The following is a 26,350-nucleotide window of genomic DNA, read 5'->3' on the forward strand; positions in this document are numbered from 1 at the left end:
GGAAGCAGGAAGAGCAAATGGCAACAATGCTGGATGTCTCACTGCGCGCGGGCGTGTCGAAAGCCACGGTGTCGCGCGTACTGAACGGCACAGGTCAGGTGAAAGAGAGTACCCGTCAGCAGGTGTTTAACGCGATGGAAGAGCTGGGCTATCGCCCCAATTTCCTCGCGCGATCGCTGGCGAACCGGACCAGCAACAGCATTGGGCTGGTGGTCTCGACCTTCGACGGTTTTTACTTTGGTCGCCTGCTGCAGCAGGCCTCGCGCCAGACCGAAACGCACGGGAAACAGCTGATTGTCACCGACGGTCACGATACTCCGGAGCGGGAGGAAGAAGCGGTGCAGATGCTGGCCGATCGCCAGTGCGATGCCATCGTGCTTTACACCCGCTACATGAGCGAAAAAGCGATCATGAAGTTGATCAACAGCGTGAAGATGCCGCTTATCGCGATCAACCGCGACGTCAGCCAGGCCCGGGAGCGCTGCGTATTCTTTGAGCAGCAGGCCGCGGCCTTCAGCGCCGTGGAGTACCTGATAAGCCAGGGGCATCGGGAGATAGCCTGCATGACGGTGCCGATCCACACCCCTACCGGCAAGGCGCGCCTGACCGGCTATCGCAAGGCGCTGGAAAAGCACGGCATTCCCTGGGATGAGAGCCGGGTGAAGTACGGTGATTCGGGGATGACCCGCGGGTATGAGCTATGTCAGGAGTTACTCAACGACAAGGTGGTGTTCAGCGCCCTGTTTGCCTGTAATGACGATATGGCTTTGGGAGCGTCGAAGGCGCTGCACCAGGCCGGGCTGCATATTCCGCAGGATGTGTCGCTGTTCGGCTTTGATGACGCGCCCTGCGCGAAATGGCTGGAGCCCGCGCTGTCGACCGTCTATCTGCCGATCGACAACATGATCACCACCGCCATCGATCAGGCGATCCGGCTGGCGAAAAACGAGCCGATCGAGGCGATCCCGCCCTTTACCGGCACGCTGGTATTACGCGATTCGGTGGCGACGGGACCCTGGTTCGATCAGAACAGTTCGAGGGCGAGCAGTTCCTGAATGGTCTGGCGACGGCGAATTAAACGCGCCGCGCCCTTATCAAACAGCACTTCCGGCAGCAGCGGACGGCTGTTGTAGTTCGAGGACATCGACGCGCCGTAGGCACCGGTATCGTGCAGCACCAGATAATCTCCAGGCACAACCTGCGGCAGCGCGCGGGTTTCAACTTTCCCGCCCTCCTGCTGAGTGAAGACATCCCCGGATTCACACAGCGGCCCGGCCACTACCGTCTCCACTACTGGCGCCTGGGTTAAATCCCGGCCGTCAGCCGCAAGGGCTGTAATGTGGTGATAGCTGCCGTACATCGACGGACGCATCAGATCGTTAAAGCCTGCGTCGATCAGCACGAAGTGACGGCTGCCCATCGCCTTCACGCTGCGCACCTGCGCCACCAGCACGCCGGATTCCGCCACCAGGAAACGCCCCGGCTCGATCTCCAGCTTCACCGGATGACCCAGGTGGGCGGCAATTTTGTCCCGCGCGCCGTTCCACAGGCCGTAGTAGTGATCGGTGTCGATCGCCTCTTCCCCTTCGCGATACGGAATGGATAAGCCACCACCCGCGGAGATCGCCTCCAGATCCTGACCAAATTCGATCACCTGGCGCACCATCGCGCCACACACCTGCTCCAGGTGACCGTAGTCCACGCCGGAACCAATGTGCATGTGAATGCCCACCAGCTTCAGGTTATAGCGCTGCAATACCTCCAGCGCCGCAGGCAGATCGCTGTACCAGATGCCATGTTTGCTGTTTTCGCCGCCAGTGTTGGTCTTCTGGCTGTGGCCGTGACCAAAGCCCGGGTTGACCCGCAGCCAGACGCGATGGCCCGGCGACACCTGCCCTAATTGCTCCAGCATATCCACCGAACCGGCGTTGACCGGGATCTGCAGCTCATGCACCCGGGCCAGGGTGGCGGTGTCGATCAGGTCGGCGGTAAAGACGATGGAGTCGCGGTCAGCCTTTGGATCGTACCCCGCCGCCAGCGCGCGTTCGATTTCGCCCAGCGACACGGAGTCAACCTTGACGCCCTGCTCGCGCATCAGGCGCAGAATATGGATGTTGGAGCAGGCTTTCTGAGCAAAGCGCACCACGTCGAACTGATGCAGCGCCGCAATTTTGTCGCGGATAATCTGCGCGTCATAAACCCAGACCGGGCAGCCAAACTCCGCAGGCAGGCGCAGCAAATTGTCAGCGTTCAGGTCGGTATCGGTGTTGTTCAGCGGGCGTGGCATGGTGTTCTCCGGGAAGGCAATTTTTAATGATTACGCCACAGCGCGAAGAGAATAAAAAATATCGTTTTATCGCTAGTCTATGCAAAAATGATATGGATTACGTTCAACCAGGTCGCCTCTCATGCCCGCTGTAAACCTGCGCCATATTGAAATTTTCCACGCGGTGATGACCGCCGGAAACCTGACCGAAGCGGCCCGCCTGCTGCACACCTCTCAGCCGACGGTGAGCCGCGAGCTGGCACGCTTTGAAAAGGTGATTGGCCTGACGCTGTTTGAGCGCACCCGCGGGCGGCTGCACCCCACGGTGCAGGGGCTGCGGCTGTTCGAGGAGGTGCAGCGATCCTGGTACGGGCTGGACCGCATCATCAGCGCCGCCGACAGCCTGCGCGAGTTTCGCCAGGGCGAGCTGTCCATCGTCTGCCTCCCGGTCTTCTCCCAGTCGTTTTTGCCCGCCCTGCTGCAGCCGTTTCTCGCTCGCTACCCGGACGTGAACCTGACCATCGTCCCGCAGGAGTCGCCCCTGCTGGAGGAGTGGCTCTCGGCCCAGCGCCACGATCTCGGCCTGACCGAAACCCTCGCCACCCCGGCGGGGACCGCCCGTCAGGAGCTGCTGTCGTTAGATGAGGTGTGCGTCCTGCCCGCCGGACATCGGCTTGCTGAAAAAGCGGTGCTGACCCCGGCGGATTTTCAGGGCGAGAACTACATCAGCCTGTCGCGCACCGACAGTTACCGCCAGCTGCTGGACCAGCTGTTTGCCGAGCATCAGGTGAAACGACGGATGGTGGTGGAGACCCACAGCGCCGCGTCGATCTGCGCCATGGTACGGGCGGGAGTGGGGATTTCGGTGGTGAATCCGCTGACGGCGCTGGATTATGCCGACAGCGGCATTGCGATCCGCCGCTTCACTGTTTCGGTGCCCTTTACGGTGAGCCTGATCCGCCCGCTGCACCGCCCGGCCTCGGCGCTGGTGGATACCTTTAGCGCCCATCTGCAACAGGGGCTGGGTACCCTCGTTGAGCCACTGGAGCGGCTGTTATCCTCGCCCGTTACGAAAGCATAAACTCCACCGCATCGGCGGCGTGGATCGCCGCGGTATCAAACACCGGGATCGGGCTCTCCTCCGCCGGGATCAACAGGCCAATCTCGGTGCAGCCGAAGATCACCCCCTGAGCGCCTCGATCGGCAAGCGTCTGGATCACGCTCAGGTAGTAGTGGCGCGCGGCGTCGCTGAAGGTGCCGAGGCACAGCTCCTCGAAGATAATCTGATTGATGCGGGCCCGATCCGCCTCGTCCGGGATCAGGCTCTCAATGCCGTACTGCGCCGTCAGCCGTCCACGATAGAAATCCTGTTCCATGGTGTAGCGGGTGCCGAGCAGGGCCACGCGGTTCATGCCCGCCGCGGTAATCGCCCGCCCGGTGGCATCGGCGATATGCAGGAACGGCAGAGAACAGCGCGCTTCAATCTGCGCGGCGACTTTGTGCATGGTGTTGGTGCAGAGCAGAATGGCCTCCGCCCCTGCCCCCTGCAACCCCAGCGCCGCATCGGCGAGGATCTCTCCGGCTTTATCCCAGTCGCCGCTGGACTGGCAGGCTTCGATCTCATGAAAATCGATGCTGTGCAGCAGCAGGCTTGCCGAGTGCAACCCGCCCAGGCGCTGCTTCACCCCTTCGTTGATCAGACGGTAATACGGAATGGTGGATTCCCAGCTCATTCCTCCCAACAGGCCTATCGTTTTCATCGCGCTCTCCTTTGAGTTTCTTCCAGTGAAGCAAACTTGTGATCGAGTTTCCAGTTCTCTGGTTCCACGCTTCCTTTTAGCCCGTGCTGGGATAAATTAAATGAAACAACGTTTCACTATATAACAGGGCATGAGCATGTTTATTTTCCATAAAGAAACCACGCTGCAGGATCTGGGCAATGGCGTTTCGCGTCGCATTCTGGCGCATGACGGCAAAATGATGGCAGTAGAAGTGAATTTCGAAGAGGGCGCCGTCGGCCCGATGCATAACCACCCGCACGAGCAGCTGACCTACGTATTATCCGGCGAATTCGAATTCACCATCGGTGAAGAGAAGCATATCGTCACCGCCGGAGACACGCTTTATAAAGAGCCGCATGTGATGCACGGCTGCGTTTGCCTGAAGCCAGGCACCCTGCTGGATACCTTTACCCCGGTTCGTGAAGACTTCCTGAAATAACAAAACAGGGCGATGCCACCGCATCGCCTTTTCCCGTCTGATTGTCACGCCGTAATCATTCAACAAGTTAATTATATCCTCACTATCTTATTTCCCACGCCGCGCGTGGCTACAAACATTAGTAGTTTGTATCTGCTGGCGATAATTTCCAGAATATGTGCGCAAGGTCCTCTGTTTAGCTGGTTTTTTCTCATCGCCTTTCCGCGCAAGTCGATAAAAATGCCACCCATCTCACCTTATTGAAACGCTGTTTCGACCGCGATCACATTTCCACTATTTATCGAATGACGTGGGTTTAAATCGCAATAAAATAAATTAAAACGATGTTTTACAATTTGAAAACAACGGTTCATATGTTTTAAAAATGACTCCCCGCACAGATTCCGTTTTAAACCATTAATTACCAGGTAGGTATGTATGAATGAAAACAAGATGCTGGGGCTGGCGTGGATATCACCCTACATAATTGGGCTGATACTCTTTACCGCTTTCCCCTTTGTTTCATCTTTCTTCCTCAGTTTTACTGAGTACGATCTGATGAGCCCGCCGGTATTTAACGGCATAGAAAACTATCGCTACATGCTTACGGAAGATAGCCTCTTCTGGAAATCCATGGGCGTGACTTTTGCCTATGTCTTTTTAACCATCCCCTTAAAGCTGGCATTTGCGCTGGGTATTGCGTTTGTTCTGAACTTTAAACTGCGCGGCATCGGCTTCTTCCGTACCGCTTACTATATTCCGTCGATCCTCGGCAGCTCCGTCGCCATTGCCGTTCTGTGGCGCGCCCTGTTTGCGATTGATGGCCTGCTCAACAGCTTTATTGGCGTGTTTGGTTTTGACGCGGTGAACTGGCTTGGCGAACCCTCTCTGGCGCTGATGTCCGTGACCCTGCTGCGCGTCTGGCAGTTCGGCTCGGCGATGGTGATCTTCCTCGCCGCCCTGCAGAACGTTCCACAGTCGCAGTATGAAGCGGCGATGATCGACGGCGCGTCCAAATGGCAGATGTTCATGAAAGTGACCGTGCCGCTGATTACGCCGGTGATCTTCTTCAACTTCATCATGCAGACCACTCAGGCGTTCCAGGAATTTACCGGACCCTATGTCATTACCGGCGGTGGACCAACCTACTCCACCTACCTGTTCTCACTGTACATCTACGACACCGCATTCAAGTACTTTGACATGGGTTACGGCGCTGCACTGGCCTGGGTCCTGTTCCTGGTAGTCGCTGTCTTCGCCGCTATCGCCTTTAAGTCTTCGAAATACTGGGTGTTCTACTCCGCCGATAAGGGAGGCAAAAATGGCTGATATTCAACAACTCTCCACGGCGAGAAGCCTCGCAGAACGTGAAGTGGCGCGGACGCTGCGTCGTGAAAAAATTAGCGCCAGTATTCGCTATGTGATCCTGTTGTTTGTTGGCCTGCTGATGCTCTATCCGCTGGTGTGGATGTTCTCGGCGTCGTTCAAACCGAACCACGAGATCTTCACCACCCTGAGCCTGTGGCCGGCCCACGCCACCTGGGACGGGTTTATCAACGGCTGGAAAACCGGTACCGAGTACAACTTCGGTCATTACATGCTGAACACCTTCAAGTATGTGATCCCGAAAGTGATCCTGACCATTATCTCCTCCACCATCGTGGCGTACGGCTTTGCCCGCTTCGAGATCCCATGGAAGAAATTCTGGTTCGCAACCCTGATCACCACCATGTTGCTGCCAAGCACCGTCCTGCTGATCCCTCAGTACCTGATGTTCCGTGAAATGGGCATGCTGAACAGCTATATGCCGCTGTACCTGCCGCTGGCCTTCGCCACCCAGGGGTTCTTCGTCTTCATGCTGATCCAGTTCCTGCGCGGCGTACCGCGTGACATGGAAGAAGCAGCGCAGATTGACGGCTGTAACTCCATTCAGGTGCTGTGGTACGTGGTGGTGCCCATCCTGAAACCGGCCATCATCTCCGTGGCGCTGTTCCAGTTCATGTGGTCAATGAACGACTTTATCGGGCCGCTGATTTACGTCTATAGCGTGGATAAATACCCGATTGCACTGGCTCTGAAAATGTCCATCGACGTCACCGAGGGTGCGCCGTGGAACGAAATTCTGGCAATGGCGAGCATCTCCATTCTGCCATCCATCATTGTCTTCTTCCTGGCACAGCGCTACTTCGTACAGGGCGTAACCAGCAGCGGAATTAAAGGTTAAGAGGGAAATATCATGGCTGAAGTTATTTTCAACAAACTGGAAAAGGTTTACTCCAACGGCTTCAAAGCGGTACATGCTATCGACCTGAAAATCGCTGAAGGTGAATTCATGGTGATCGTCGGCCCTTCCGGCTGCGCGAAGTCCACCACCCTGCGTATGCTGGCCGGTCTGGAGACCATCAGCGGTGGCGAAGTGCGCATCGGGGACAAGATCGTCAACAACCTCGCGCCAAAAGAGCGTGGGATTGCGATGGTGTTCCAGAACTATGCGCTCTATCCGCACATGACCGTGCGTGAAAACCTGGCCTTTGGCCTGAAGCTGAGCAAGCTGCCGAAAGCGCAGATTGAGGCCCAGGTGAACGAAGCGGCCAAAATCCTCGAGCTGGATGAGCTGCTGGACCGCCTGCCGCGCCAGCTCTCCGGTGGTCAGGCCCAGCGTGTGGCCGTAGGCCGTGCGATTGTGAAAAAACCGGACGTCTTCCTGTTCGACGAACCGCTGTCCAACCTTGATGCCAAACTGCGTGCCTCGATGCGTATCCGTATCTCGGACCTGCACAAGCAGCTGAAGGCCTCCGGCAAACCGGCGACCACCGTCTACGTGACGCACGATCAGACCGAAGCGATGACCATGGGCGACCGCATCTGCGTGATGAAACTCGGCCACATCATGCAGGTGGATACCCCGGACAATCTGTACCACAGACCGAAAAACATGTTCGTGGCCGGCTTTATCGGCTCGCCAGAGATGAACATCCGCGCCAGCAAACTGGTGCAACAGGACGGCCAGCTCTCTCTGACCATTGGCAGCCAGACCATGCCGTTAAGCGCAGATCTGAAAGAGAAAGTCGCCAGCTACGTCGATCAGGACATTTTCTACGGGATTCGCCCTGATTTTGTCTCCATCTCCGATGAGCCCTTCGCCCAGGGCTGCTGCAGCGGCGAGATGGTGCGCGCCGAAAACATGGGACATGAATTCTTCGTGTACCTGAAAGTTGGCGAGTATGAACTGACTGCCCGAATTCCTTCCGATGAAGCTAAGCCGATGATTAACAAAGGCCTTCACCGTCAGGTGTACTTTAAGTTTGATATGAATAAGTGTCATATTTTTGACGCGAAAACTGAACAGAACATCTCTCTCTGACTGGAGTTATAAAAATGAAAAAAGTGCTTTTAAGCGCAGCAATCTCCGCCACTCTGGGCCTTACTGCTTTGCCATCGATGGCGCAGGATGTTGATTTACGTATGTCCTGGTGGGGCGGCAATGGCCGTCACCAGGTCACACTCAAAGCGCTGGAAGAGTTCCACAAACAGAATCCGGATATTAACGTGAAGGCGGAATACACCGGCTGGGACGGTCACTTATCCCGTCTGACCACCCAGATTGCGGGCGGCACCGAGCCGGACGTCATGCAGACCAACTGGAACTGGCTGCCGATCTTCTCGAAAACCGGCGACGGCTTCTACGACCTGAACAAAATGAAGGACGTGATCGATCTCTCCCAGTTCGATCCGAAAGAGCTGCAGTCCACCACCGTGGACGGCAAGCTGAACGGGATCCCAATCTCCGTGACCGCGCGCGTGTTCTACTTCAACGATGAAGCCTGGAAAAAAGCGGGCGTGGAATACCCGAAAACCTGGGATGAGCTGAAAGCAGCCGGTAAAGCCTTCGAAAGCAAACTGGGCAAACAGTACTATCCGGTAGTGCTGGAGCACCAGGATACCCTGGCGCTGCTGAACTCCTACATGATCCAGAAGTACAACATCCCGGCGGTAGACGAGAAGACGAAGAAATTCGCCTACAGCAAAGAGCAGTGGGTGGAGTTCTTCCAGACCTATAAAAGTCTGATCGACAGCCACGTGATGCCGGACACCAAGTACTATGCGTCGTTTGGTAAGAGCAACATGTACGAGATGAAGCCGTGGATCGAGGGTGAATGGGGCGGGACCTACATGTGGAACTCCACCATCAAAAAATACTCCGACAACCTGAAGCCACCAGCGAAACTGGCGCTGGGCAGCTATCCAATGCTGCCAGGTGCCACCGATGCCGGTCTGTTCTTTAAACCCGCGCAGATGCTCTCTATTGGTAAATCCACGAAAAACCCGGAAGCCGCAGCGAAAGTTATCAACTTCCTGCTGAACAGCAAAGAAGGCGTTGAGACTCTGGGTCTGGAACGTGGCGTACCGCTGAGCAAAGTGGCGGTGAAATACCTGACCGAAAACGGCACCATCAAAGAGGACGATCCAGCGGTGTCTGGCCTGCGTCTGGCGCAGTCTCTGCCAGCGAAACTCTCCGTATCGCCATACTTTGACGATCCGCAGATCGTGGCTCAGTTCGGCACCTCCCTGCAGTACATCGACTACGGTCAGAAAACCGTGGAAGAGACCGCCGCTGACTTCCAGCGTCAGGCTGAACGTATCCTGAAACGCGCAATGCGCTGATTATCTTAGGTTATCAATACCCTACCGTTATGCGGTGGGGTATTTTTTTATCTGAAGGAACACACCATGAAAGGAAAAATCATCCCCCTGCGTTTCCGTACCCGCCAGGACAGCCAGACCGGCCACGAGGTGATACGGATGACCCCTCCGCACATTATTTGTCACCGTAACTACTTCTATCAGAAATGTTTTACCCGTGACGGCGGCAAGCTGATTTTTGGCGGCGCCTTTGAGGGCCACTGGAACTACTACCTGCTGGATATTGACCAGCAGCAGGCGACCCAGTTGACCGACGGTGCCGGAGACAACACCTTTGGCGGCTTCCTCTCCGCGGACGACCAGTTCCTGTGGTACGTAAAAAATAGCCGCGAACTGCGCCGGGTGGATCTTACTAGCCTGGAAGAGCACGTGGTGTATGAGGTCGATGATGAGTGGGTGGCCTACGGCACCTGGGTGGCGAACTCTGACTGCACGAAGCTGGTGGGCATTGAAATCAAGAGAAGCGACTGGCAGCCGCTCACCGACTGGAGCAAGTTCCGCGCATTTTACTTCACCAACCCGGAATGCCGCCTGATCAACATCGACCTGCAAACCGGCGAACGTGAGGTAATTTTGCAGGAAAAACGCTGGCTCGGGCACCCGATTTACCGGCCGTTCGACGACAGCACCGTGGCGTTTTGCCACGAAGGCCCGCGCGACGCGATCGATGCGCGCATGTGGCTGATCAACCCGGATGGCAGCAATCTGCGCAAGGTGCGCCAGCATGAAGCGGGCGAGAGTTTTACCCACGAATTCTGGGTGCCGGACGGCTCGGCGCTCTGTTACGTGGCGCATAAGGAGAACGATCCGCAGCGCTACCTGTTCAGCGCCGATCCCGCGACGCTGGAAAATCGCCAGCTGATGGCGATCCCGCCCTGCTCCCATCTGATGAGTAACCACGACGGCTCGCTGATTGTCGGTGACGGTGCGCCGCACAATACCGGCGATATCAGCCTCAACGATCCCTTCATCTGGGTGTTCGACATTGAAAAAGGCACGCAAACCGCCATCTGCCAGCATAACACCAGCTGGAAAGTGCTGGATGGCGACCGCCAGGTAACGCACCCGCATCCATCGTTTTCGCCAGACAATAAGTGGGTGCTTTACACCTCGGACGAAGAAGGGATGCCGGCGCTGTATCTCGCCCGGGTGTGAAAAAAGCCGGGTGGCGGCTACGCCTTACCCGGCCTACGGTTTTGTAGGCCCGGCAAGCAAAGCGCCGCCGGGCGTTAACCTCACACGCCGATGTTTCTTAACTTCTCCCCTGCCATCAGCTTGCGCTCGATGTGCTCCAGAGTGACGCCTTTGGTTTCGGGGATCAGCCAGAAGGTGATGCCAATAAATACCACGTTCAGCACCGTATAGAGCCAGAAGGTTCCCGCTGCGCCGATAGAATCCAGCAGGGTCAGGAAGGTGGCGCCAATGATCATGTTCGACACCCAGTTGGTGGTGGTGGAACAGGTGATCCCAAAGTCGCGGCATTTCAGCGGCTGAATTTCAGAGCACAGGATCCACACCACGGGCGCGGCGCTCATGGCGTAACCGGCAATGCACATCATCGTCATGCCCACGGAGAGCCAGGACAAGCTGCTGGACGCGGTACCGTTATCAAACTGCATCAGGCAGTAGCCGAGGATCAGCGTCCCCAGCGCCATCACGCTAAAACCAATTTTGAGGGCTGGCTTACGGCCCGCTTTATCGACGGTAAACACCGCAATAAACGTAGCGAACATGAAGGTCAGCCCCACCACCAGGGTAGCGATCATCTGCTGTTCGGTAGTGGTGAACCCGGCCATTTTGAAAATACGCGGCGCGTAATACATGATGATATTCATGCCGGTAAACTGCTGCATCGCCTGCAACAGCATGCCGAGAAATACCGCGCGACGAACGTTGCGGTTAATTTTAAACAGCGACCAGCCCCCCTGTTTCAGCTTGAGGCTTTCGCGGATCTCGTTCAGCTCTTCCCGCGCTTTCTCAGAGGTATCGCGCAGCATCCGCAGCACTTCCTCCGCCTCGACGTGTCGCCCTTTTTGCGCCAGCCAGCGCGGACTGTTGGGCAAAAAGATCACCAGCACAATCAGCAATACTGCCGGGAGCGCCAGAACACCCAGCATGGCGCGCCAGTTGCCGCTGTAGCTGAAATACGTATCAGACAGAAAGGCCAGCACGATCCCGAGCGTCACCATCAGCTGGTACATGCTGATCATTTTGCCGCGCACGTTTTCGCTCGCCATCTCCGAGAGATAGAGCGGTGCGGTGTAGGAGGCAATCCCTACCGCCACCCCCAGCAGCACGCGAGAAAGCAGTAACGCTTCAACGCCCGTGGCAAACGCGGAGCCCAGCGAGCCGGCCACAAACAGAATGGCACCCACCATCAGGCTGTATTTTCGCCCCAGGCGGAATGAGAGCCAGCCGTTGAACAAGGCTCCCAAAGCCGCACCCAGCATCATGCTGCTCACCACCCACTCCTGCAGGCGATTGCTGAGCGTAAAGTGATCGGTAATAAAGGGGAGCGCACCGGCAATAACGCCGATATCCAGCCCAAACAGTAAACCGGCCACCGCCGCGGAAACAGAAACAAACAGGTTCATCCTGCGGGTATCGCGAAGCGCGCGGGGCATAAAGGTTGAGTCATTTATAGATGTCATATTTTCCTGCCTGAACAGCGTAAGACGTTAAATGAAATTACGAGAAACCCTGAAAAAGTGTCAGGTCGTATAACGTGAAAATATGGATTTATTGGCTGGCAGGGTGCGATCTGTGATGGACATTACAATTTAAAACAAGGGTGAATATTCACCACTATTTGTTAATAACCTGATTTATAGACATTAAATATGTGATGCGCGTCATTTTTGTAAAATATCTATGGATTTTCCTCGTTTATCGATATGGACAATGGTTAATTCAGTGCAAAAAAAACCTCCGCCCGTGAACAGAGGTCTTTTCAACAGGGGCGAGAATTAACGCGCCAGCCAGCCGCCATCAACCGCTACGGTATAGCCGTTGATGTAGTCAGAAGCGCTGGACGCCAGGAACACCACCGGCCCCATCAGATCGCTTGGCAGACCCCAACGACCCGCCGGGATACGCTCGAGGATCGCCGCGCTACGCTCTTCATCAGCACGCAGCTGTTGAGTGTTGTTGGTGGCCATGTAGCCCGGTGCGATGGCGTTCACGTTGATGTTGTGCTGCGCCCATTCGTTCGCCATCAGACGGGTTACGCCCATTACGCCGCTTTTGGAAGCGGTGTAAGAAGGCACACGGATGCCGCCCTGGTAGGAGAGCATGGAGGCGATGTTAATGATTTTGCCGCCGTTACCCTGCGCGATAAAGTGCTTCGCTGCAGCCTGAGCCATGAAGAACACGCTCTTGATGTTCAGGTTCATGACGTCGTCCCAGTCTTTCTCGCTGAAGTTGATGGCATCTTCACGACGAATCAGACCGGCGTTGTTGACCAGAATGTCGATATGACCAAACTCAGCAACCGCACGCTCCAGCAGCTCAGGGATGGCGTCGATTTTACGCAGGTCAGCGGTCAGGCTCAGGAAACGACGGCCCAGCGCGGTGACGCGCTCGATGGTCTCCTGCGGCTCAACGATGTTGATACCCACGATGTCACAGCCGGCTTCCGCCAGACCCACCGCCATACCCTGGCCCAGACCGGTATCACAACCGGTGACGACCGCAACTTTACCTTGCAGAGAAAATGCATCCAGAATCATTTTTTATCCTTTAATCTTTCAGCGCCTGAACGAACAGGCAAGTGTGTGCTTAACTGTCCGCGACTAGCGCAGATCCTTAACGGCAACGTGGTCCATATCATCGAAGACCTGGTTTTCGCCAACCATGCCCCAGATGAAGGTATAGGCACGCGTACCCACGCCAGAGTGAATAGACCAGCTTGGTGAGATCACCGCCTGCTCGTTATGCATCACGATATGGCGCGTCTCCTGCGGCTGTCCCATCATGTGGAATACACAGGCGTCTTCTTCCATATTGAAGTAGAAGTACACTTCCATGCGGCGCTCATGGGTATGGCACGGCATGGTGTTCCACAGGTTGCCCGGCTCGAGCTCGGTCAGACCCATACTGAGCTGGCACGTTTCCAGCACATCAGGAACGAAGTATTTGTTGATGGTGCGGCGGTTGCTGGTGAGGTTGTCACCCAGGGTAACCGGAGAGACTTCCGCCGGGGTCACTTTTTTGGTCGGATACGTGGTGTGTGCCGGGGCGCAGTTGTAGTAGAACTTCGCCGGTTTGCCGCTATCAACGCTGGCGAAAACCACTTCCTGCGCGCCTTTTCCGACGTACAGGGCATCGCGATGGCCGATCTCATAGCACTGACCGTCAACGGTAATGGTGCCCGGGCCGCCGATGTTAATCACGCCCAGCTCACGACGCTCAAGGAAGAAGCTGACGCCGAGCTGTTTGCCCACTTCACCACCGACGGAGACCGTTTTTGCCACCGGCATGATGCCGCCAACAATGATGCGGTCAATGTGGCTGTACACCATGGTGTACTCATCCGCGACAAACACTTTCTCGACTAAAAACTCATCGCGTAGCCCCTGGGTATCCAGCGTTTTTGCATGCGCGCTGTGGATGCTTTGTCTGACTTCCACATTAACCTCCAGAATTTATCGGCCCCGAAGGCCAGGATAATTAACAAAACGGTGTTCCGTTTTCATGATGAGCACATATTATCTGCTGTGAAATGGGTTTTCAATTACATTTAAAACGATGTTTCACTTTTTCTGTAAGTTATTATCAAAATTGCAGTTGCGATCACGATTGTCAGGGAGTTGACATCGCTTTCTTAAAACGTTTGTTTAAAACATCCCGCTTAATTTGCAAATTAAACAACAGGTTATAAAACAATAAAAAATTGATGTCGGGATGCTAAAAATCTGAACAGATGTAAAGATAATGAGGATCTTGCGGGCTTTTCCTTCAGAAGTGCGCCACCAGTCACACACACTGAAACGATGTTTTGATATTTTAACACCCAGTTTTTAAACTCATATTTTACCGAGCGGACCGCAGGGAGATCCTGCCGTCGAATTCAAGGAGTGCATCATGGCAAAAGGCATGCGGGTCAAACTGAACTATGAGGTCAGTCGCGATCCGGATACAGGCGTGGAAGTCACCCGCCTGACCCCCCCTGAAGTTACCTGTCATCGTAACTACTTCTATCAAAAATGCTTTTTCAACGACGGTAGTCATCTGCTGTTTGCCGGCGAATTCGATGGCCACTGGAACTACTATTTGCTGGATCTGAAAAAGGCCGAAGCGGTGCAGTTAACCGAAGGCGCGGGCGACAACACCTTTGGTGGTTTCCTGTCACCGGATGATAAATCGCTCTATTACGTTAAGAATGATCGCACTCTGCGGGAAGTCAATCTGACCACCCTGGTTGAGCGCGAAGTGTATCGCGTCAGCGACGACTGGGTCGGCTATGGCACCTGGGTGGCGAACAGCGACTGCACCAAACTGGTCGGCATCGAAATCGCGAAAAGCGACTGGACGCCGCTGAACGACTGGCAAATCTTCCATGACTTCTTCCACAAAGGCCCGCACTGCCGCCTGCTGCGCGTTGATCTGCAGACCGGTGCAAGCAGCGTGATCCATGAAGAGAAAAACTGGCTCGGCCACCCTATCTACCGTCCGTTTGACGATAATACCGTCGCGTTCTGCCATGAAGGCCCACACGATCTGGTGGATGCCCGCATGTGGATGGTGAACGAAGACGGCAGCAACGTGCGTAAGGTTAAAGAGCACGCGGAAGGCGAAAGCTGCACCCACGAGTTCTGGGTCCCGAACGGCTCTGCGCTGGTGTATGTCTCTTACCTGAAAGGTGAGCAAGGCCGTACCGTATACAGCTTCAACCCGGATACCGGCGAGAACAGCGCAGTGATGCAGATGCCGGCCTGTTCGCACCTGATGAGTAACTTTGATGGCACCCTGCTGGTAGGTGATGGCTCCGGTACCCCGGTTGATGTGAAGGACACCAGCGGTTACACCATCAATAACGATCCTTATCTGTATGCGTTCGACGTGGCGAAAAAAGCTTACTTCCGCATCGCGCGTCACGATACCTCCTGGGCAACCGTGGCCAACAGCCGCCAGGTCACCCACCCGCACCCATCCTTTACCCCGGATGATAAAGCGGTCCTGTTTAGTTCCGATAAAGACGGCAAACCTGCTCTCTATATTGCGAAGCTTCCTGAGCAACCTGAATTATTGCGTGAATAACTGTTTGTGTTTGTGTCCCTGTAACTGGCCTTGCCCTCCTTTATGGAGGGCTTTTTTTGGCGTAATAATATTGCAGGCATAAAAAACCGGCTCTTTCGAGCCGGTTAATCCCGGAGGTACTGCTTGTTATTAGAAGGAATATGCTACGCCGACACGGAGACGGGTCTGACGTTCATCGGTTGATTTCACGCCAACGTTACCCACTTCGCCATACGGGGACCAGTTTTTATCAATTTTGTACGCCAGCTTGACGTTATATTCCTGGGAGTAATCTTTGTTGTTGTTACGAATATTGCCTTCGGAGCTTTTTGCATAAACGTAGTTCAGTTCGGTACGGAAATCGCCCATTACCCAACCCACCCACGCATCACCGCGGTTAACCTTATCATCTTCTCTGTCCGGGGTAGAAGGATAGCGGGTGTACTCGTAGCGATAACGACCGGAAATATAGAAGCCATTGTCGAAGCTGTATTGCGCTTGCAGGAAGGGCTTATAAATGGTGTTGCTTTCTTTACTTTCGACCGTAAAGCCCGGCGTCAGGGAGATATTATCGTTGGCTTTCCAGCGCCAGCTAATTTGGTCTTCGTGACCATTACCTACCATATCGGAAAACGGCTGGTCAGTTTTATCGCCGCCAGATTTCCATTTAGCTTCGACAGAAAAACCAAAGCCATTATCAAAACGGTGTGAAACTGCCACGCGGTCTGCGTTGGTACCAGTATCAATGTATTCGTGACGCAGATCGACAGTGACAGCCTGAGCTGCGAAAGAAGCGCCAATAAGTGAAGCAAGGACCAGAGATTTCTTAAACATGAAAAAACCCTCGTTTAAAATGATGTTTCGTTTTTATGGAATTGCATTTTATTTTTTTAAACACGTAATTTTAGTGATCATGATCGTAATTATTTGTTTCATTTTTTTTGGCAAAGCCAGCCGTGAGCAGTATCAACAAAAGAGAGGTTTTAAAGGGAATTTAACGGATCGGGATCACACTAAATATTTATTAGAGGCTGAAGTAACGCGTTAAATATTTCGAGGAAGTTTGAGAATGTACTTACAAGGGTAAAAATATGATGGGGCTCACAAACAAATAAGCCTCCGGGTTGGGAGGCTTATTCAGGTTGATATTTATCAAAGCGCGTTATCGTTCTATGGCTAATGCCACGCCCTGCCCGCCGCCGATGCACAGCGTGGCCAGCCCTTTGCGGGCATCGCGTTTTACCATCTCATGCACCAGCGAGACCAGAATACGGCACCCTGAGGCACCAATGGGGTGTCCCAGCGCAATCGCCCCGCCGTTGACATTGACCCGACGCTCATCCCACTCCAGCATTTTGCCCACCGACAGGGCCTGGGCGGCAAATGCCTCGTTGACTTCGATCAGATCGACATCCGCCAGCTGCCACCCTGCCCGCTCCAGACAGCGGCGCGTGGCATGCACCGGGGCGATCCCCATTAAAGCAGGATCCACGCCGACGCTGGCAAAGGCTTTGATGCGTGCCAGCACCGGTAGATTCAGCGCTTCGGCTTTGCTCTCACTCATCATCATCACCGCGGCAGCGCCGTCGTTAATAGAGGAGGCATTCCCGGCGGTGACCGAACCGGTAATTTCAAAGGCAGGATTGAGTAACGCCAGCCCTTCGGCGCTGGCGTCGGTGCGCGGCTGTTCATCGGTATCTACCAGCAGAGGGTCACCGTTCTGCATCCGGGCGCTGACCGGGACAATCTCATCCCGGAAGCGGCCTGCGTCGATGGCGGCCCGGGCCTTGTGCTGCGAGCTGAGCGCGTAAGCGTCCTGACGTTCACGGGTGATACCATATTCCCGGGCCAGGTTTTCTGCCGTGACGCCCATATGGTAATCGTTGAAGGCATCCCACAGCCCATCATGCACCAGGCTGTCGATAAGCTGGCTGTTGCCCAGTTGGGCCCCGGTGCGGCTGTCGGTCAGAACGTGCGGCGCGCGGCTCATGTTCTCCTGGCCGCCAGCGATCACCACGTCGGCTTCACCGCACTGGATCGCCTGGGTCGCCAGGTGCAGCGCCTTGAGCCCGGAGCCACAGACGTCGTTGATGGTAATGGCCGAGACGGTGTTGGGTAATCCCCCCTTCAGCGCGGCCTGGCGGGCGGGGTTTTGCCCGGCCCCTGCGGTCAGCACCTGACCGAGGATCACCTCGTCGATCTCGTGGGCCTCAATGCCACTGCGCTCCACCAGCGCGCGAACCACCACGCTGCCCAGATCTACCGCCGAGTGGCGTGAGAGCGCTCCCTGGAAACAGCCTATTGCTGTGCGCAACGCACCCACTATCACGACGTCTTTCATCTCAACCTCTGCGCAAAATGACACCGCTCATACTAGAGGATTGTTATCAACTAATGATGTAATTGTTTAAAAAAAGTGAGTTTTATCACAAAGGTCACGCACTTATTTTGTGTGTCCTGGAGAAAGCCTGCATGCATTCACATAACTTATAATTTTCACGGTAATTATTAGAGAACGAATTTGCATTATGACGGCGCGGCGATAAGTTAGGAGATGCAAACACGCGTTAACACTGGAGTAACAAATGTCCGACTGTATCATTCCAGAAATAAAAGAATCAGAAGAAGAAATCATCGCCATCCGTCGTCATTTACATGCCAATCCTGAATTAAGTCTCGAAGAGTTCAATACCAGCAATCTGGTGGCGCGCCAGCTGGAAGGCTGGGGCTATCAGGTGACGCGCGAGATTGGCAAAACCGGCGTGGTCGGCTCGCTCAGCAAAGGCCAGGGCAGCAAATCCATCGGCCTGCGCGCCGATATGGACGCCCTACCGATCTTCGAAGCCACCGATTTACCCTGGGCCAGTACCGTGCCGGGCAAAATGCACGCCTGCGGCCACGACGGCCACACGGCGATTTTACTGGCCGCCGCGAAATATATTGCCTCTGACGCCTGCCAGTTTAACGGTACCGTACACCTGATTTTCCAGCCTGCCGAAGAGGCGATTGGCGGTGCCGATCTCATGATCAAAGACGGGCTGTTTGACCGCTTCCCCTGCGACCGTATTTTTGCCCTGCACAATATGCCCTACCTGCCGACCGGCAAGTTTGGCTTCTATGAAGGCAACTTTATGGCCTCAGCCGATACCGTGAAAATTACCCTGCAAGGGTACGGCGGGCATGGCGCGCACCCGGAGCGCACCGTGGATCCGATTGTGACCGGGGCCGCGCTGATTATGTCCCTGCAGAGCATCGTGGCGCGTAACGTGCCACCGGGCGAAACTGCCGTGGTGACGGTCGGAACCTTCCAGGCGGGCATTGCCTCCAACGTGATCCCGGACAGCGCGGTGATGGAGCTGACGGTACGTTCGATGAAGCCGGAGATCCGTGAGTTGCTGATCCGCCGCATTCAGGAGCTTACCGACTTCACCGCCCGCAGCTACGGCGCCACCAGCGAAGTGGAGATCTATGACTCCTACCCGGTGCTGGTCAACGATGCGGAGCAGACCGCCTTCGCCCGCCAGCTGGCCATCGAATTCTTTGGTGAAGATGCGGTACTCGACAGCGTCTCCCCCTCCAACGGCAGTGAAGATTTTGCCTTTATGCTCCAGCAACGGCCGGGCAGCTATTTCCTGCTCGGCAACGGCGAGAAAGGGGAAAAAGGCGGCTGCATGGTGCATAACCCCGGCTACGACTTCAATGACGAGATCATCACCACCGGGGCCTCCTTCTTTGCCCGTTTGGTTGAAAACTATTGCCGTTAAGAGAGGGACAGATAATGAAAAAAATCCTTTTACCACTGGTGGCCCTGCTGGCCGCCTCATCCGCGTTTGCCGCCGAGACCAAAGCGCTGCGTTTTGGCGTGGATCCCACCTTTGCTCCCTTCGAGTCGAAAAACCCGCAGGGCGAAGTGGTCGGTTTTGATATCGATCTGGGCAATGCCATCTGCCAGCAGCTGCAGGCGAAATGCGTCTGGGTTGAAAGCAACTTCGACGGCATCATTCCGTCCCTGAAGGCGCGTAAATTTGATGCCATCCTCTCCGGGATGTACATCACCGAGAAGCGTAAAGAGCAGATTGCCTTCAGCGACAAGATCTACAGCGGCCCGGCCTTCCTGGTGGCGCGTAAAAATAGCCTCCCCGGCAACAGCGTGGATCAGCTGAAGGGGAAAACCATCGGCGTTGAGCAGGGTTCCGCCCAGGAAACCTATGCCAACGAGCAGTGGCGCGGCAAGGGCGTTAATGTGGTGGCCTATCAGGGTGCCGATCAGGTGATCCGCGACCTCGAGTCCGGGCGCATTGACGGCGCGGTGCTCTCCGGAGTGATGGCGGAGTACAGCTTCCTCAGCAAGCCGCAGGGTAAAGAGTTTGCCTTTGTCGGCGGCGCGCTGCAGGACGATGCCCTGTTTGGCGCCGGGGCGGCGATTGGACTGCGCAAAGAGGATGACCAGTTACGCCAGGAGCTGAACGGCGCCATCGCGGCGATCCTGGCTGACGGCACCTACAAGAAGCTCGCCTCAAAATACTTCAGCTTTGATATTTATACGGGCCAGTAACGCTATTCCGCCCTTCACTGGCTGAAGGGCGGCGATTGCCAGTACTGGGTTAAGGCAGGCTCGTTGCCATTTAACGGGTCCGATTCAGGAAACGGCAGCGCAACGATCCGCGCCAGTATTGCTGGCGTCGCTGCCTGCTTACAGAGATCGAACTCCATCCCCGGCGGATACGCCCCCACCACCTGAAAATCGAGCGTTGCAGATAAGCGGCAATGGCCGGTGCCCGCAGGCAATAACAGGGCATCTCCTGCCTCTACCTCGATCTCCTCCCCGCCAGGACCGCCAATCATCAGGCGCGCCGCCCCCTGGGCAACACCTAATACCTCATGGGCAGTGGAGTGGTAATGGTGATAGTCGAAAATCCCATCGCGCCACTGGGGCGGCCAGCCGTTGTCGGCAAACCGTTGTTCAAACTGGCTGGCACGATCCCCATCCGTTATCACCCCTTTATAGATCAGCACCGGCAGATGGGGATTATTAGGCACCCAATCTTTAGATGAGAGCATCAGCACCCGGGGCGTAATGGTATTTTTAGCGTTCATGTCTCTTCTCGCCGGTTAATTTACCCCATTAAGTGTAGACCTTTTAGATTTCGGTACCGATCGGATGAATGTCGTATTCATCACACCGGATCTGCCTGGTGCTGTAGCCAGTGCCGCAGCCAGTTTCCCGCCGTCCCCGGAGGGGAGCGTTTATTCCACACCAGATCGATCGCCACCGAGCGCGGCCAGCCCGGGACGTTGATCTGCACCAGGGCATTCGCAGGGGCAAACTCCGCCACCAGCGCACAGGGCAGCGCGCACCAGCCTAAGCCCTGCACCGCCATGCTGAGCAGCATCAGGTAGTTGGGGGCCGACCACACCGGCCCCTGCGCCAGCACCGGCTCGCGTTCCAGATAGGTGTTCAGCCGCAGCTCCCGCCAGCCGTGCAGTTCATCAGCCTTGATGCGATTTTGCGCCGCGAGGGGATGGCTGGCAGAGGTATAGATCGCCATGTGGGTCTGCATCGGCAGGCGAACGGCGGCAATGTCGGTGGGATAACTTTCCCGCGCCCCGGTAAGGCCGATGTGCGCCCGCCCTTTTTGCAGCAGGTCGATGACATCCTCCTCTTCACCAATCAGGCATTCGAATTCGGTATGGGGAAAACGCTCGTCAAAACGAAACAGCATCTCCTCCAGCACGTCCGGGTGCAGGGTGTCCGAAAGCACAAAGGTCAGCCGCGCTTCGGTCTCTTCGCTCAGGGAGACCGCCAGTTCATCGAGCCGTGCGCTGGCGGCGAGGATCGACTGAACGTAGCCCAGCACCTGCTTGCCCTGGGCGGTAAGCACCGGCTGGCGGGCGCTGCGATCGAACAGCGCAAAACCGAGGTCATCTTCCAGATGAGCAATGGCGGTGCTGATGGTGGACTGGCTTTTACGCAGACGGCGGGCGGCGGCAGAGAACGAGCCGGTGGCGACCGTCTCGACAAACGCCGTTAAGGCTTCAGGTGAGTAGCGCATGATGTATCTACTTTATCGATGGAATCTAACTTTTATATATCAGTTTTAACGATAAAAATAGCGGCCTGACTCTGCCCATCCTGGCAGGTTAATGAGGTATCAGGTTATGCAGCACAACGATATTCAACGCCGAAAACTGCCGGAACGTATCTTCCACGCCGTCTTATTCGAAGGGATTGCTACGGCGATCCTTGCCCCGACCACCGCCTGGCTGATGCAGCGCCCGGTGCTGGAGATGGGCGGATTAACCATTCTCCTCGCCACCACGGCGATGGTGTGGAACATCATCTATAACGCCGGGTTCGACAGACTCTGGCCGCGGCATATTGTCACCCGCACCGCCAAAGTCCGCGCCCTGCACGCTCTCGGCTTTGAAGTCGGGTTTATTTTTATCGGCGTCGGCATTGTGTCGCTGGTGCTGGGCGTGAGCCTGTTGCAGGCGTTCACCTTAGAGATTGGCTTCTTTATTTTCTTCCTGCCGTACACCATGATTTATAACTGGGCGTACGACACCCTGCGCGATCGCGTCATGAAGCGACGCCAGCAGCGACAGGCCGCCACCTCTTAATCCCTCCGGCCGGAAATGCTTTCCGGCCCGCTTCCCATAGCGCCAACTGCGACCATAACTGATGATTATGGTAAAATAGTCTCCTTTTTGTTGGTTTTATAGTTGATACGTTTCTCACATGTCGAAAATCTGGTCTAAAGAAGAGACCCTCTGGAGCTTTGCCCTGTACGGCACTGCCGTGGGCGCAGGAACCTTATTTCTGCCTATCCAGCTGGGATCTGCGGGCGCTGTCGTCCTGTTTATCACCGCCCTCGTGGCGTATCCATTCACCTACTGGCCCCACAAAGCGTTATGTCAGTTCATCCTCTCTGCAAAAACAAAAGGTAGCGAAGGCATCACCGGCGCGGTAACGCACTACTACGGGAAAAAGATCGGCAATCTGATCACCACCCTCTACTTTGTCGCCTTTTTTGTGGTGGTGCAGATCTATGCCGTAGCGATCACCAACTCGCTGACCGAACAGCTGGCGAAGCATTTGACGGTGGACACTACCGTGCGGGTGCTGGTCAGCCTGGGGGTCGTGCTGGCGTTGAATCTGATCTTTCTGATGGGCCGTCACGCCACCATCCGGGTGATGGGGTTTCTGGTCTTCCCGCTGATTGCCTACTTCCTGCTGGTGTCGCTGTATCTCACCCACAGCTGGCAGCCCTCGCTGCTCACCAGCCAGATGAGCGTGGATAAACACACTCTGCACCAGGTGTGGATCTCCATTCCGGTAATGGTGTTCGCCTTCAGCCATACGCCGATTATTTCGACCTTTGCCGTCGATCGGCAGGAGAAATATGGCGACGCCGCGATGGGCAAATGCACCCGCATCATGAAGGTGGCGTACCTGATTATCTGCCTGAGCGTGCTGTTCTTTGTCTTCAGTTGCCTGTTGTCGATCCCACCGTCCTACATCGTCGCCGCCAAAGAGGAAGGGGTGACCATTCTCTCGGCGCTCTCGATGATGCCCTCCTCCCCTTCCTGGCTTGGGATCTCCGGGATTGTGGTGGCCATTATCGCGATGTCGAAGTCGTTTCTCGGCACCTATTTTGGCGTGATCGAGGGGGCCACAGAGATAGTGAAATCAGGGTTAAATCAGGTTGGGGTGAAGAAAAGCCGGGCCTTTAATCGGGCCGTGTCGGTGATGGGGGTCTCTCTAATCACCTTTGCGGTGTGCTGCATTAATCCCAACGCCATCTCGATGATCTATGCCATCAGCGGACCGCTTATCGCGATGATCCTGTTTATCATGCCAACCCTCTCGACCTTCCTGATCCCGGCCCTGAAGCCTTACCGCTCCGTTGGCAATGTGCTGACGCTGATCGTTGGGGTGTTATGCGTGTCGGTGATGTTTATCGCCTGACCAAAAGGCAGCACGCTGGTTTGCGACAGCGTGCTGTTCAGCATCAGGCGCGGATATTGTCATACTCGCGGTTGTTATCAAATTCATGCTTGGCGAACGGGCACAGGGGGATAATTTTGCGGTTTTCTGTGCGCATCTTTTCCACTACCTTCGCCACCAGCTGTTTGCCCACGCCCTGTCCTTTCAGGCTGGGATCGACATCGGTATGCTCAATAATGCTGAGGTGTTCGCCGGTGGGAACAAAGACGATCTCCGCGACCTGGTTGCCTTCGGCATCATTGACATAAAACTTGTTATGGCCTTCCTGAATTTCCATGGTTTCTCGCTTATTTGTGGCGGTATTTAAGTGCGCCGCTTGGGCAGGTATCAATCACACGCACAACCGTATCGACATCCACTTCATCAGGGATGATCCACGGCTTACGTTTCAGGTTGAAGAGTCTGGCGCTGCCACGCACGCAGTTTCCCGCATGCTGACAGATGCCGGTGTTGAAGTAGACATCAATTTTCTCACCGGTATAGGCCCGGTATCCCGCTTGCAGGAGATCGTTATCCATGACATTGCCTCTGTAATTATTATGTTTTCGGGAATAAGGAGTGTGCTGGTGTTGAGATCCAAAAGTTAACATTTATTTAATCCAGTTATCCACTCCCTTTGGTGCCCGACACAGCTTAATAACCACAGTCATACCAGGGCTGTTCATTTTTAATAACCGTAGCGTTTTAACAAAACCATTATCAATCTTAGAGTTAGTTAATGAAGGCGTATTCTTCATTACAAGTTTTCCCAAAAGAGTTATCATTACTCTATGTTTAAGAAATTTGAATATGGATTAAAATCAACATGATAATTAAACCCAAGATTCGTGGATTCATCTGCACAACGACACATCCGGTTGGTTGCCAGGTCAATGTAAACAATCAAATCGAGTACATCCGCCAAAACGGAAAACTCACTGATGGCCCTGCGCGTGTGCTGGTGATCGGCGCGTCCACTGGTTATGGGCTTGCTTCCAGAATTTCTGCAGCATTTGGCGGCGGTGCTTCCACTATCGGTGTGTTCTTTGAAAAACCGGGAACGGATGCCAAGCCAGGCTCAGCGGGCTGGTATAACTCTGCGGCTTTTGATGAAGCAGCGAAACGTGAAGGGCTTTACTCGAAAAGCATCAACGGCGACGCGTTCTCCGATGAGTGCCGCGACGAAGTCATCAACCTGATCAAAGAAGATCTGGGTCAGATTGATTTAGTGGTTTATTCGCTCGCGTCTCCGGTAAGAAAGATGCCAAAAACGGGCGAAGTTGTTCGCTCTGCGCTGAAACCAATCGGTGAGGTTTATACCTCTAAAGCCATTGATACCAACAAAGATCAGATCATTACCGCCAGCATTGAACCGGCAACTGAAGAAGAAGTGCGTAATACGGTTACCGTGATGGGTGGCGAAGACTGGGAACTGTGGATTGATGCGCTGAATAACGCTGGCGTGCTGGCTGATGGCGCGAAGACCGTTGCTTATTCCTACATCGGCACGGATTTGACCTGGCCTATTTACTGGCACGGTGCGCTCGGTAAGGCGAAGGAAGACCTGGATCGGGCGGCAAAAGCGTTACGCAATAAGCTGGCTCCTCTCAACGGTTCTGCAAACGTCGCGGTGTTAAAATCCGTCGTCACGCAGGCATCCTCCGCCATTCCTGTCATGCCGCTTTATATTTCCATCGTGTTCAAGCTCATGAAAGACCGTGGGATCCACGAAGGCTGTATCGAGCAAATTAATCGTCTGATGACTACCAGCCTGTATGGCGGTAATGCCAAACTTGATGACGAGCAGCGAATCCGTATGGACGATCTGGAACTGCGTGAAGACGTTCAGCAAGCGTGCCGCGAAATCTGGCCGACGATTACCGATGAAAATCTGGAGCAGCTGACAGATTACATTGCTTATAAAGAAGAGTTCCTGAAATTGTTTGGTTTCGGATTTGAAGAGGTTAACTACGAAGCTGATACCGAAACAAACATAGATTTTGATGTGAAAACATTAATCTAATAAAAGGGGGCGCAAGCCCCTTTTTTTAACGACGTGTCAGAGCCAACCTCAATCCCAATCCAATAAATGCCACCCCCACAATCCGATCCAGGATTTTCTGTAAACCCCGATTTTGTGAAACTGCACCCGCGGCGCTACCTGCAAGTATGGCGAAGGTTAAATCAGTCATAAAAGCGATCAGCGCGTAAGCCATCCCCAGGATCAGAAAAGAGGCGGTGTGGTGCTCGCCCCCAGGTGAAACGAACTGAGGAAAGAAGGAGATAAAGAACAACAGAACCTTCGGATTGGTTAAGGTTGTAATAAAGCCTTTAGAAAGCAGATTCGTAAGAGTAGCGTTAGTTTTAACAGGTTCAGCTTCGCTGTGATTCGTGGTTTGTTTTGCGAAGGTTCCCAATACCATCTTACTACCGAGATAGATAAGATAAGCCGCCCCGAGATACTTGATGATGGTGAACATCAGCGGAGAAGCGGTAATCAATGCTGTTAATCCCACTGCGCTTGCAACAGCATGAGTACAGCTACCTAAGGCGACACCCGCAGCAGAGATGACACCCGATCGTCTTCCGTTAGCCACGCTTTGCCCTATCACGTAGGCCATGTCAGGCCCTGGTGTTACGGAAAGCAGAAAAACTGACAGGGCAAAAAGCCCAAAGTTTGTTATGTCCAGCACAGTCATCTCCAGAAATAGAAGAACAGACCTGTCATGCTAGCACTGAATGGTTATGCGTTAAATGAAGTTTTCTATTCAAAAAGAGTCGATAAGCGCTACTGCGTAGTATGCTGAAAGAAATGGGATTTTTGGAACGGTTCTGGCTGGGGGGATTGGAGCGGGCGAAGGGAATCGAACCCTCGTATAGAGCTTGGGAAGCTCTCGTTCTACCATTGAACTACGCCCGCTTTGAGGTGCGTAAAGCATTATAGACCTTACGCCTCT

General features: G+C 54.8%; 26 protein-coding genes and 1 tRNA gene. 14 read left to right on the forward strand and 13 right to left on the reverse strand.

Going from position 1 to position 26,350, the window contains the following annotated elements:
• The first annotated feature begins 17 nt into the window (after positions 1–17).
• Positions 18–1,055: a LacI family DNA-binding transcriptional regulator gene (locus M8318_RS14140; protein WP_262663278.1), complete on the forward strand. Its 1,038-nt coding sequence runs from the start codon at positions 18–20 to the stop codon at positions 1,053–1,055.
• On the opposite strand, the gene lysA is transcribed toward M8318_RS14140, so the two are convergent.
• Entirely contained in the window at positions 1,025–2,287 is a 1,263-nt protein-coding gene (gene lysA, locus M8318_RS14145) for a diaminopimelate decarboxylase (RefSeq protein WP_262663279.1), read from the reverse strand. The genes M8318_RS14140 and lysA overlap by 31 nt on opposite strands.
• A gap of 121 nt (positions 2,288–2,408) precedes the next feature.
• On the opposite strand from lysA, the gene M8318_RS14150 reads away from it, so the two are divergent.
• Entirely contained in the window at positions 2,409–3,347 is a 939-nt protein-coding gene (locus M8318_RS14150; RefSeq protein WP_262663280.1) for a LysR family transcriptional regulator, read from the forward strand.
• Here M8318_RS14150 and M8318_RS14155 read toward each other — a convergent pair.
• On the reverse strand, positions 3,334–4,026 hold the full coding sequence (locus tag M8318_RS14155; protein ID WP_262663281.1) for an aspartate/glutamate racemase: 693 nt from the start codon (positions 4,024–4,026) through the stop codon (positions 3,334–3,336). The two genes, M8318_RS14150 and M8318_RS14155, sit on opposite strands and share 14 nt — an antisense overlap.
• A gap of 136 nt (positions 4,027–4,162) precedes the next feature.
• Between M8318_RS14155 and M8318_RS14160 the strand changes: the two genes are divergently transcribed.
• From M8318_RS14160 to M8318_RS14185, 6 genes are all read left to right on the forward strand, one after another.
• Positions 4,163–4,486, forward strand: coding sequence for a cupin domain-containing protein (locus tag M8318_RS14160; protein ID WP_106994409.1), 324 nt, complete (start codon positions 4,163–4,165; stop codon positions 4,484–4,486).
• A 417-nt stretch (positions 4,487–4,903) separates the two neighbouring features.
• Positions 4,904–5,794, forward strand: a complete 891-nt coding sequence (locus M8318_RS14165) for a carbohydrate ABC transporter permease (RefSeq protein WP_106994408.1) — start codon at positions 4,904–4,906, stop codon at positions 5,792–5,794.
• The gene (locus tag M8318_RS14170; RefSeq protein WP_106994407.1) at positions 5,787–6,689 is read left to right on the forward strand and encodes a carbohydrate ABC transporter permease; all 903 of its coding nucleotides are present in this window, start codon (positions 5,787–5,789) and stop codon (positions 6,687–6,689) included. The genes M8318_RS14165 and M8318_RS14170 overlap by 8 nt, the downstream gene beginning before the upstream one ends.
• Positions 6,690–6,701: 12 nt before the next feature.
• The gene (locus M8318_RS14175; RefSeq protein ID WP_262663282.1) at positions 6,702–7,829 is read left to right on the forward strand and encodes an ABC transporter ATP-binding protein; all 1,128 of its coding nucleotides are present in this window, start codon (positions 6,702–6,704) and stop codon (positions 7,827–7,829) included.
• A gap of 14 nt (positions 7,830–7,843) precedes the next feature.
• The gene (locus M8318_RS14180) at positions 7,844–9,130 is read left to right on the forward strand and encodes an ABC transporter substrate-binding protein (RefSeq protein ID WP_106994405.1); all 1,287 of its coding nucleotides are present in this window, start codon (positions 7,844–7,846) and stop codon (positions 9,128–9,130) included.
• Between the two features lie 66 nt (positions 9,131–9,196).
• Complete coding sequence (locus M8318_RS14185; protein ID WP_262663283.1) at positions 9,197–10,324, forward strand: oligogalacturonate lyase family protein; 1,128 nt, start codon at positions 9,197–9,199, stop codon at positions 10,322–10,324.
• An 80-nt stretch (positions 10,325–10,404) separates the two neighbouring features.
• Here M8318_RS14185 and araE read toward each other — a convergent pair whose 3' ends face one another.
• The 3 genes from araE to kduI form a co-directional block, all read right to left on the reverse strand.
• Positions 10,405–11,838 (reverse strand): arabinose-proton symporter AraE, encoded by a 1,434-nt coding sequence (gene araE / locus M8318_RS14190; RefSeq protein ID WP_262663334.1) that lies wholly within the window; start codon positions 11,836–11,838, stop codon positions 10,405–10,407.
• Positions 11,839–12,135: 297 nt separating this feature from the next.
• Positions 12,136–12,897: a 2-dehydro-3-deoxy-D-gluconate 5-dehydrogenase KduD gene (gene kduD, locus M8318_RS14195; protein ID WP_106994402.1), complete on the reverse strand. Its 762-nt coding sequence runs from the start codon at positions 12,895–12,897 to the stop codon at positions 12,136–12,138.
• Positions 12,898–12,960: 63 nt separating this feature from the next.
• A complete protein-coding gene (kduI, locus tag M8318_RS14200; protein ID WP_077227196.1) occupies positions 12,961–13,797 on the reverse strand; it encodes a 5-dehydro-4-deoxy-D-glucuronate isomerase in 837 nt (278 codons plus the stop codon).
• A 454-nt stretch (positions 13,798–14,251) separates the two neighbouring features.
• On the opposite strand from kduI, the gene M8318_RS14205 reads away from it, so the two are divergent.
• The gene (locus tag M8318_RS14205; protein WP_262663284.1) at positions 14,252–15,427 is read left to right on the forward strand and encodes an oligogalacturonate lyase family protein; all 1,176 of its coding nucleotides are present in this window, start codon (positions 14,252–14,254) and stop codon (positions 15,425–15,427) included.
• Positions 15,428–15,556: 129 nt separating this feature from the next.
• Here M8318_RS14205 and M8318_RS14210 read toward each other — a convergent pair whose 3' ends face one another.
• A complete protein-coding gene (locus tag M8318_RS14210) occupies positions 15,557–16,240 on the reverse strand; it encodes an oligogalacturonate-specific porin KdgM family protein (protein WP_106994400.1) in 684 nt (227 codons plus the stop codon).
• Between the two features lie 328 nt (positions 16,241–16,568).
• Positions 16,569–17,747 (reverse strand): acetyl-CoA C-acetyltransferase, encoded by a 1,179-nt coding sequence (locus tag M8318_RS14215; protein WP_262663285.1) that lies wholly within the window; start codon positions 17,745–17,747, stop codon positions 16,569–16,571.
• A 244-nt stretch (positions 17,748–17,991) separates the two neighbouring features.
• On the opposite strand from M8318_RS14215, the gene M8318_RS14220 reads away from it, so the two are divergent.
• Together M8318_RS14220 and M8318_RS14225 are read left to right on the forward strand one after the other, a co-directional pair.
• On the forward strand, positions 17,992–19,170 hold the full coding sequence (locus tag M8318_RS14220; protein WP_106994398.1) for a M20 aminoacylase family protein: 1,179 nt from the start codon (positions 17,992–17,994) through the stop codon (positions 19,168–19,170).
• Between the two features lie 14 nt (positions 19,171–19,184).
• Positions 19,185–19,961 (forward strand): ABC transporter substrate-binding protein, encoded by a 777-nt coding sequence (locus tag M8318_RS14225; RefSeq protein WP_262663286.1) that lies wholly within the window; start codon positions 19,185–19,187, stop codon positions 19,959–19,961.
• Between the two features lie 14 nt (positions 19,962–19,975).
• On the opposite strand, the gene M8318_RS14230 is transcribed toward M8318_RS14225, so the two are convergent.
• Together M8318_RS14230 and M8318_RS14235 are read right to left on the reverse strand one after the other, a co-directional pair.
• Positions 19,976–20,503, reverse strand: coding sequence for a cupin domain-containing protein (locus M8318_RS14230; RefSeq protein WP_262663287.1), 528 nt, complete (start codon positions 20,501–20,503; stop codon positions 19,976–19,978).
• Between the two features lie 80 nt (positions 20,504–20,583).
• Positions 20,584–21,459, reverse strand: coding sequence for a LysR family transcriptional regulator (locus M8318_RS14235; RefSeq protein ID WP_262663288.1), 876 nt, complete (start codon positions 21,457–21,459; stop codon positions 20,584–20,586).
• Positions 21,460–21,565: 106 nt separating this feature from the next.
• Between M8318_RS14235 and M8318_RS14240 the strand changes: the two genes are divergently transcribed.
• Together M8318_RS14240 and M8318_RS14245 are read left to right on the forward strand one after the other, a co-directional pair.
• Positions 21,566–22,027, forward strand: coding sequence for a multidrug/biocide efflux PACE transporter (locus M8318_RS14240; RefSeq protein ID WP_262663289.1), 462 nt, complete (start codon positions 21,566–21,568; stop codon positions 22,025–22,027).
• Positions 22,028–22,145: 118 nt separating this feature from the next.
• Positions 22,146–23,375: an amino acid permease gene (locus M8318_RS14245; protein ID WP_262663290.1), complete on the forward strand. Its 1,230-nt coding sequence runs from the start codon at positions 22,146–22,148 to the stop codon at positions 23,373–23,375.
• Between the two features lie 43 nt (positions 23,376–23,418).
• On the opposite strand, the gene M8318_RS14250 is transcribed toward M8318_RS14245, so the two are convergent.
• Both M8318_RS14250 and yjdI read right to left on the reverse strand, forming a co-directional pair.
• On the reverse strand, positions 23,419–23,691 hold the full coding sequence (locus M8318_RS14250; RefSeq protein WP_262663291.1) for a GNAT family N-acetyltransferase: 273 nt from the start codon (positions 23,689–23,691) through the stop codon (positions 23,419–23,421).
• 10 nt (positions 23,692–23,701) lie between these two features.
• Positions 23,702–23,932, reverse strand: coding sequence for a 4Fe-4S mono-cluster protein YjdI (yjdI, locus tag M8318_RS14255; RefSeq protein ID WP_103792598.1), 231 nt, complete (start codon positions 23,930–23,932; stop codon positions 23,702–23,704).
• Positions 23,933–24,219: 287 nt separating this feature from the next.
• Here yjdI and fabV point away from each other — a divergent pair, with 287 nt between their 5' ends.
• Complete coding sequence (gene fabV / locus M8318_RS14260; RefSeq protein WP_262663292.1) at positions 24,220–25,416, forward strand: enoyl-ACP reductase FabV; 1,197 nt, start codon at positions 24,220–24,222, stop codon at positions 25,414–25,416.
• Between the two features lie 25 nt (positions 25,417–25,441).
• On the opposite strand, the gene M8318_RS14265 is transcribed toward fabV, so the two are convergent.
• Together M8318_RS14265 and M8318_RS14270 are read right to left on the reverse strand one after the other, a co-directional pair.
• Positions 25,442–26,086, reverse strand: coding sequence for a LysE family translocator (locus tag M8318_RS14265; protein WP_262663293.1), 645 nt, complete (start codon positions 26,084–26,086; stop codon positions 25,442–25,444).
• A 153-nt stretch (positions 26,087–26,239) separates the two neighbouring features.
• A tRNA-Gly gene (locus M8318_RS14270) sits at positions 26,240–26,313 on the reverse strand.
• Positions 26,314–26,350 lie beyond the last annotated feature (37 nt).

The sequence above is a fragment of the Leclercia tamurae genome (genome assembly GCF_025566055.1).
GTDB lineage: Bacteria > Pseudomonadota > Gammaproteobacteria > Enterobacterales > Enterobacteriaceae > Enterobacter > Enterobacter tamurae.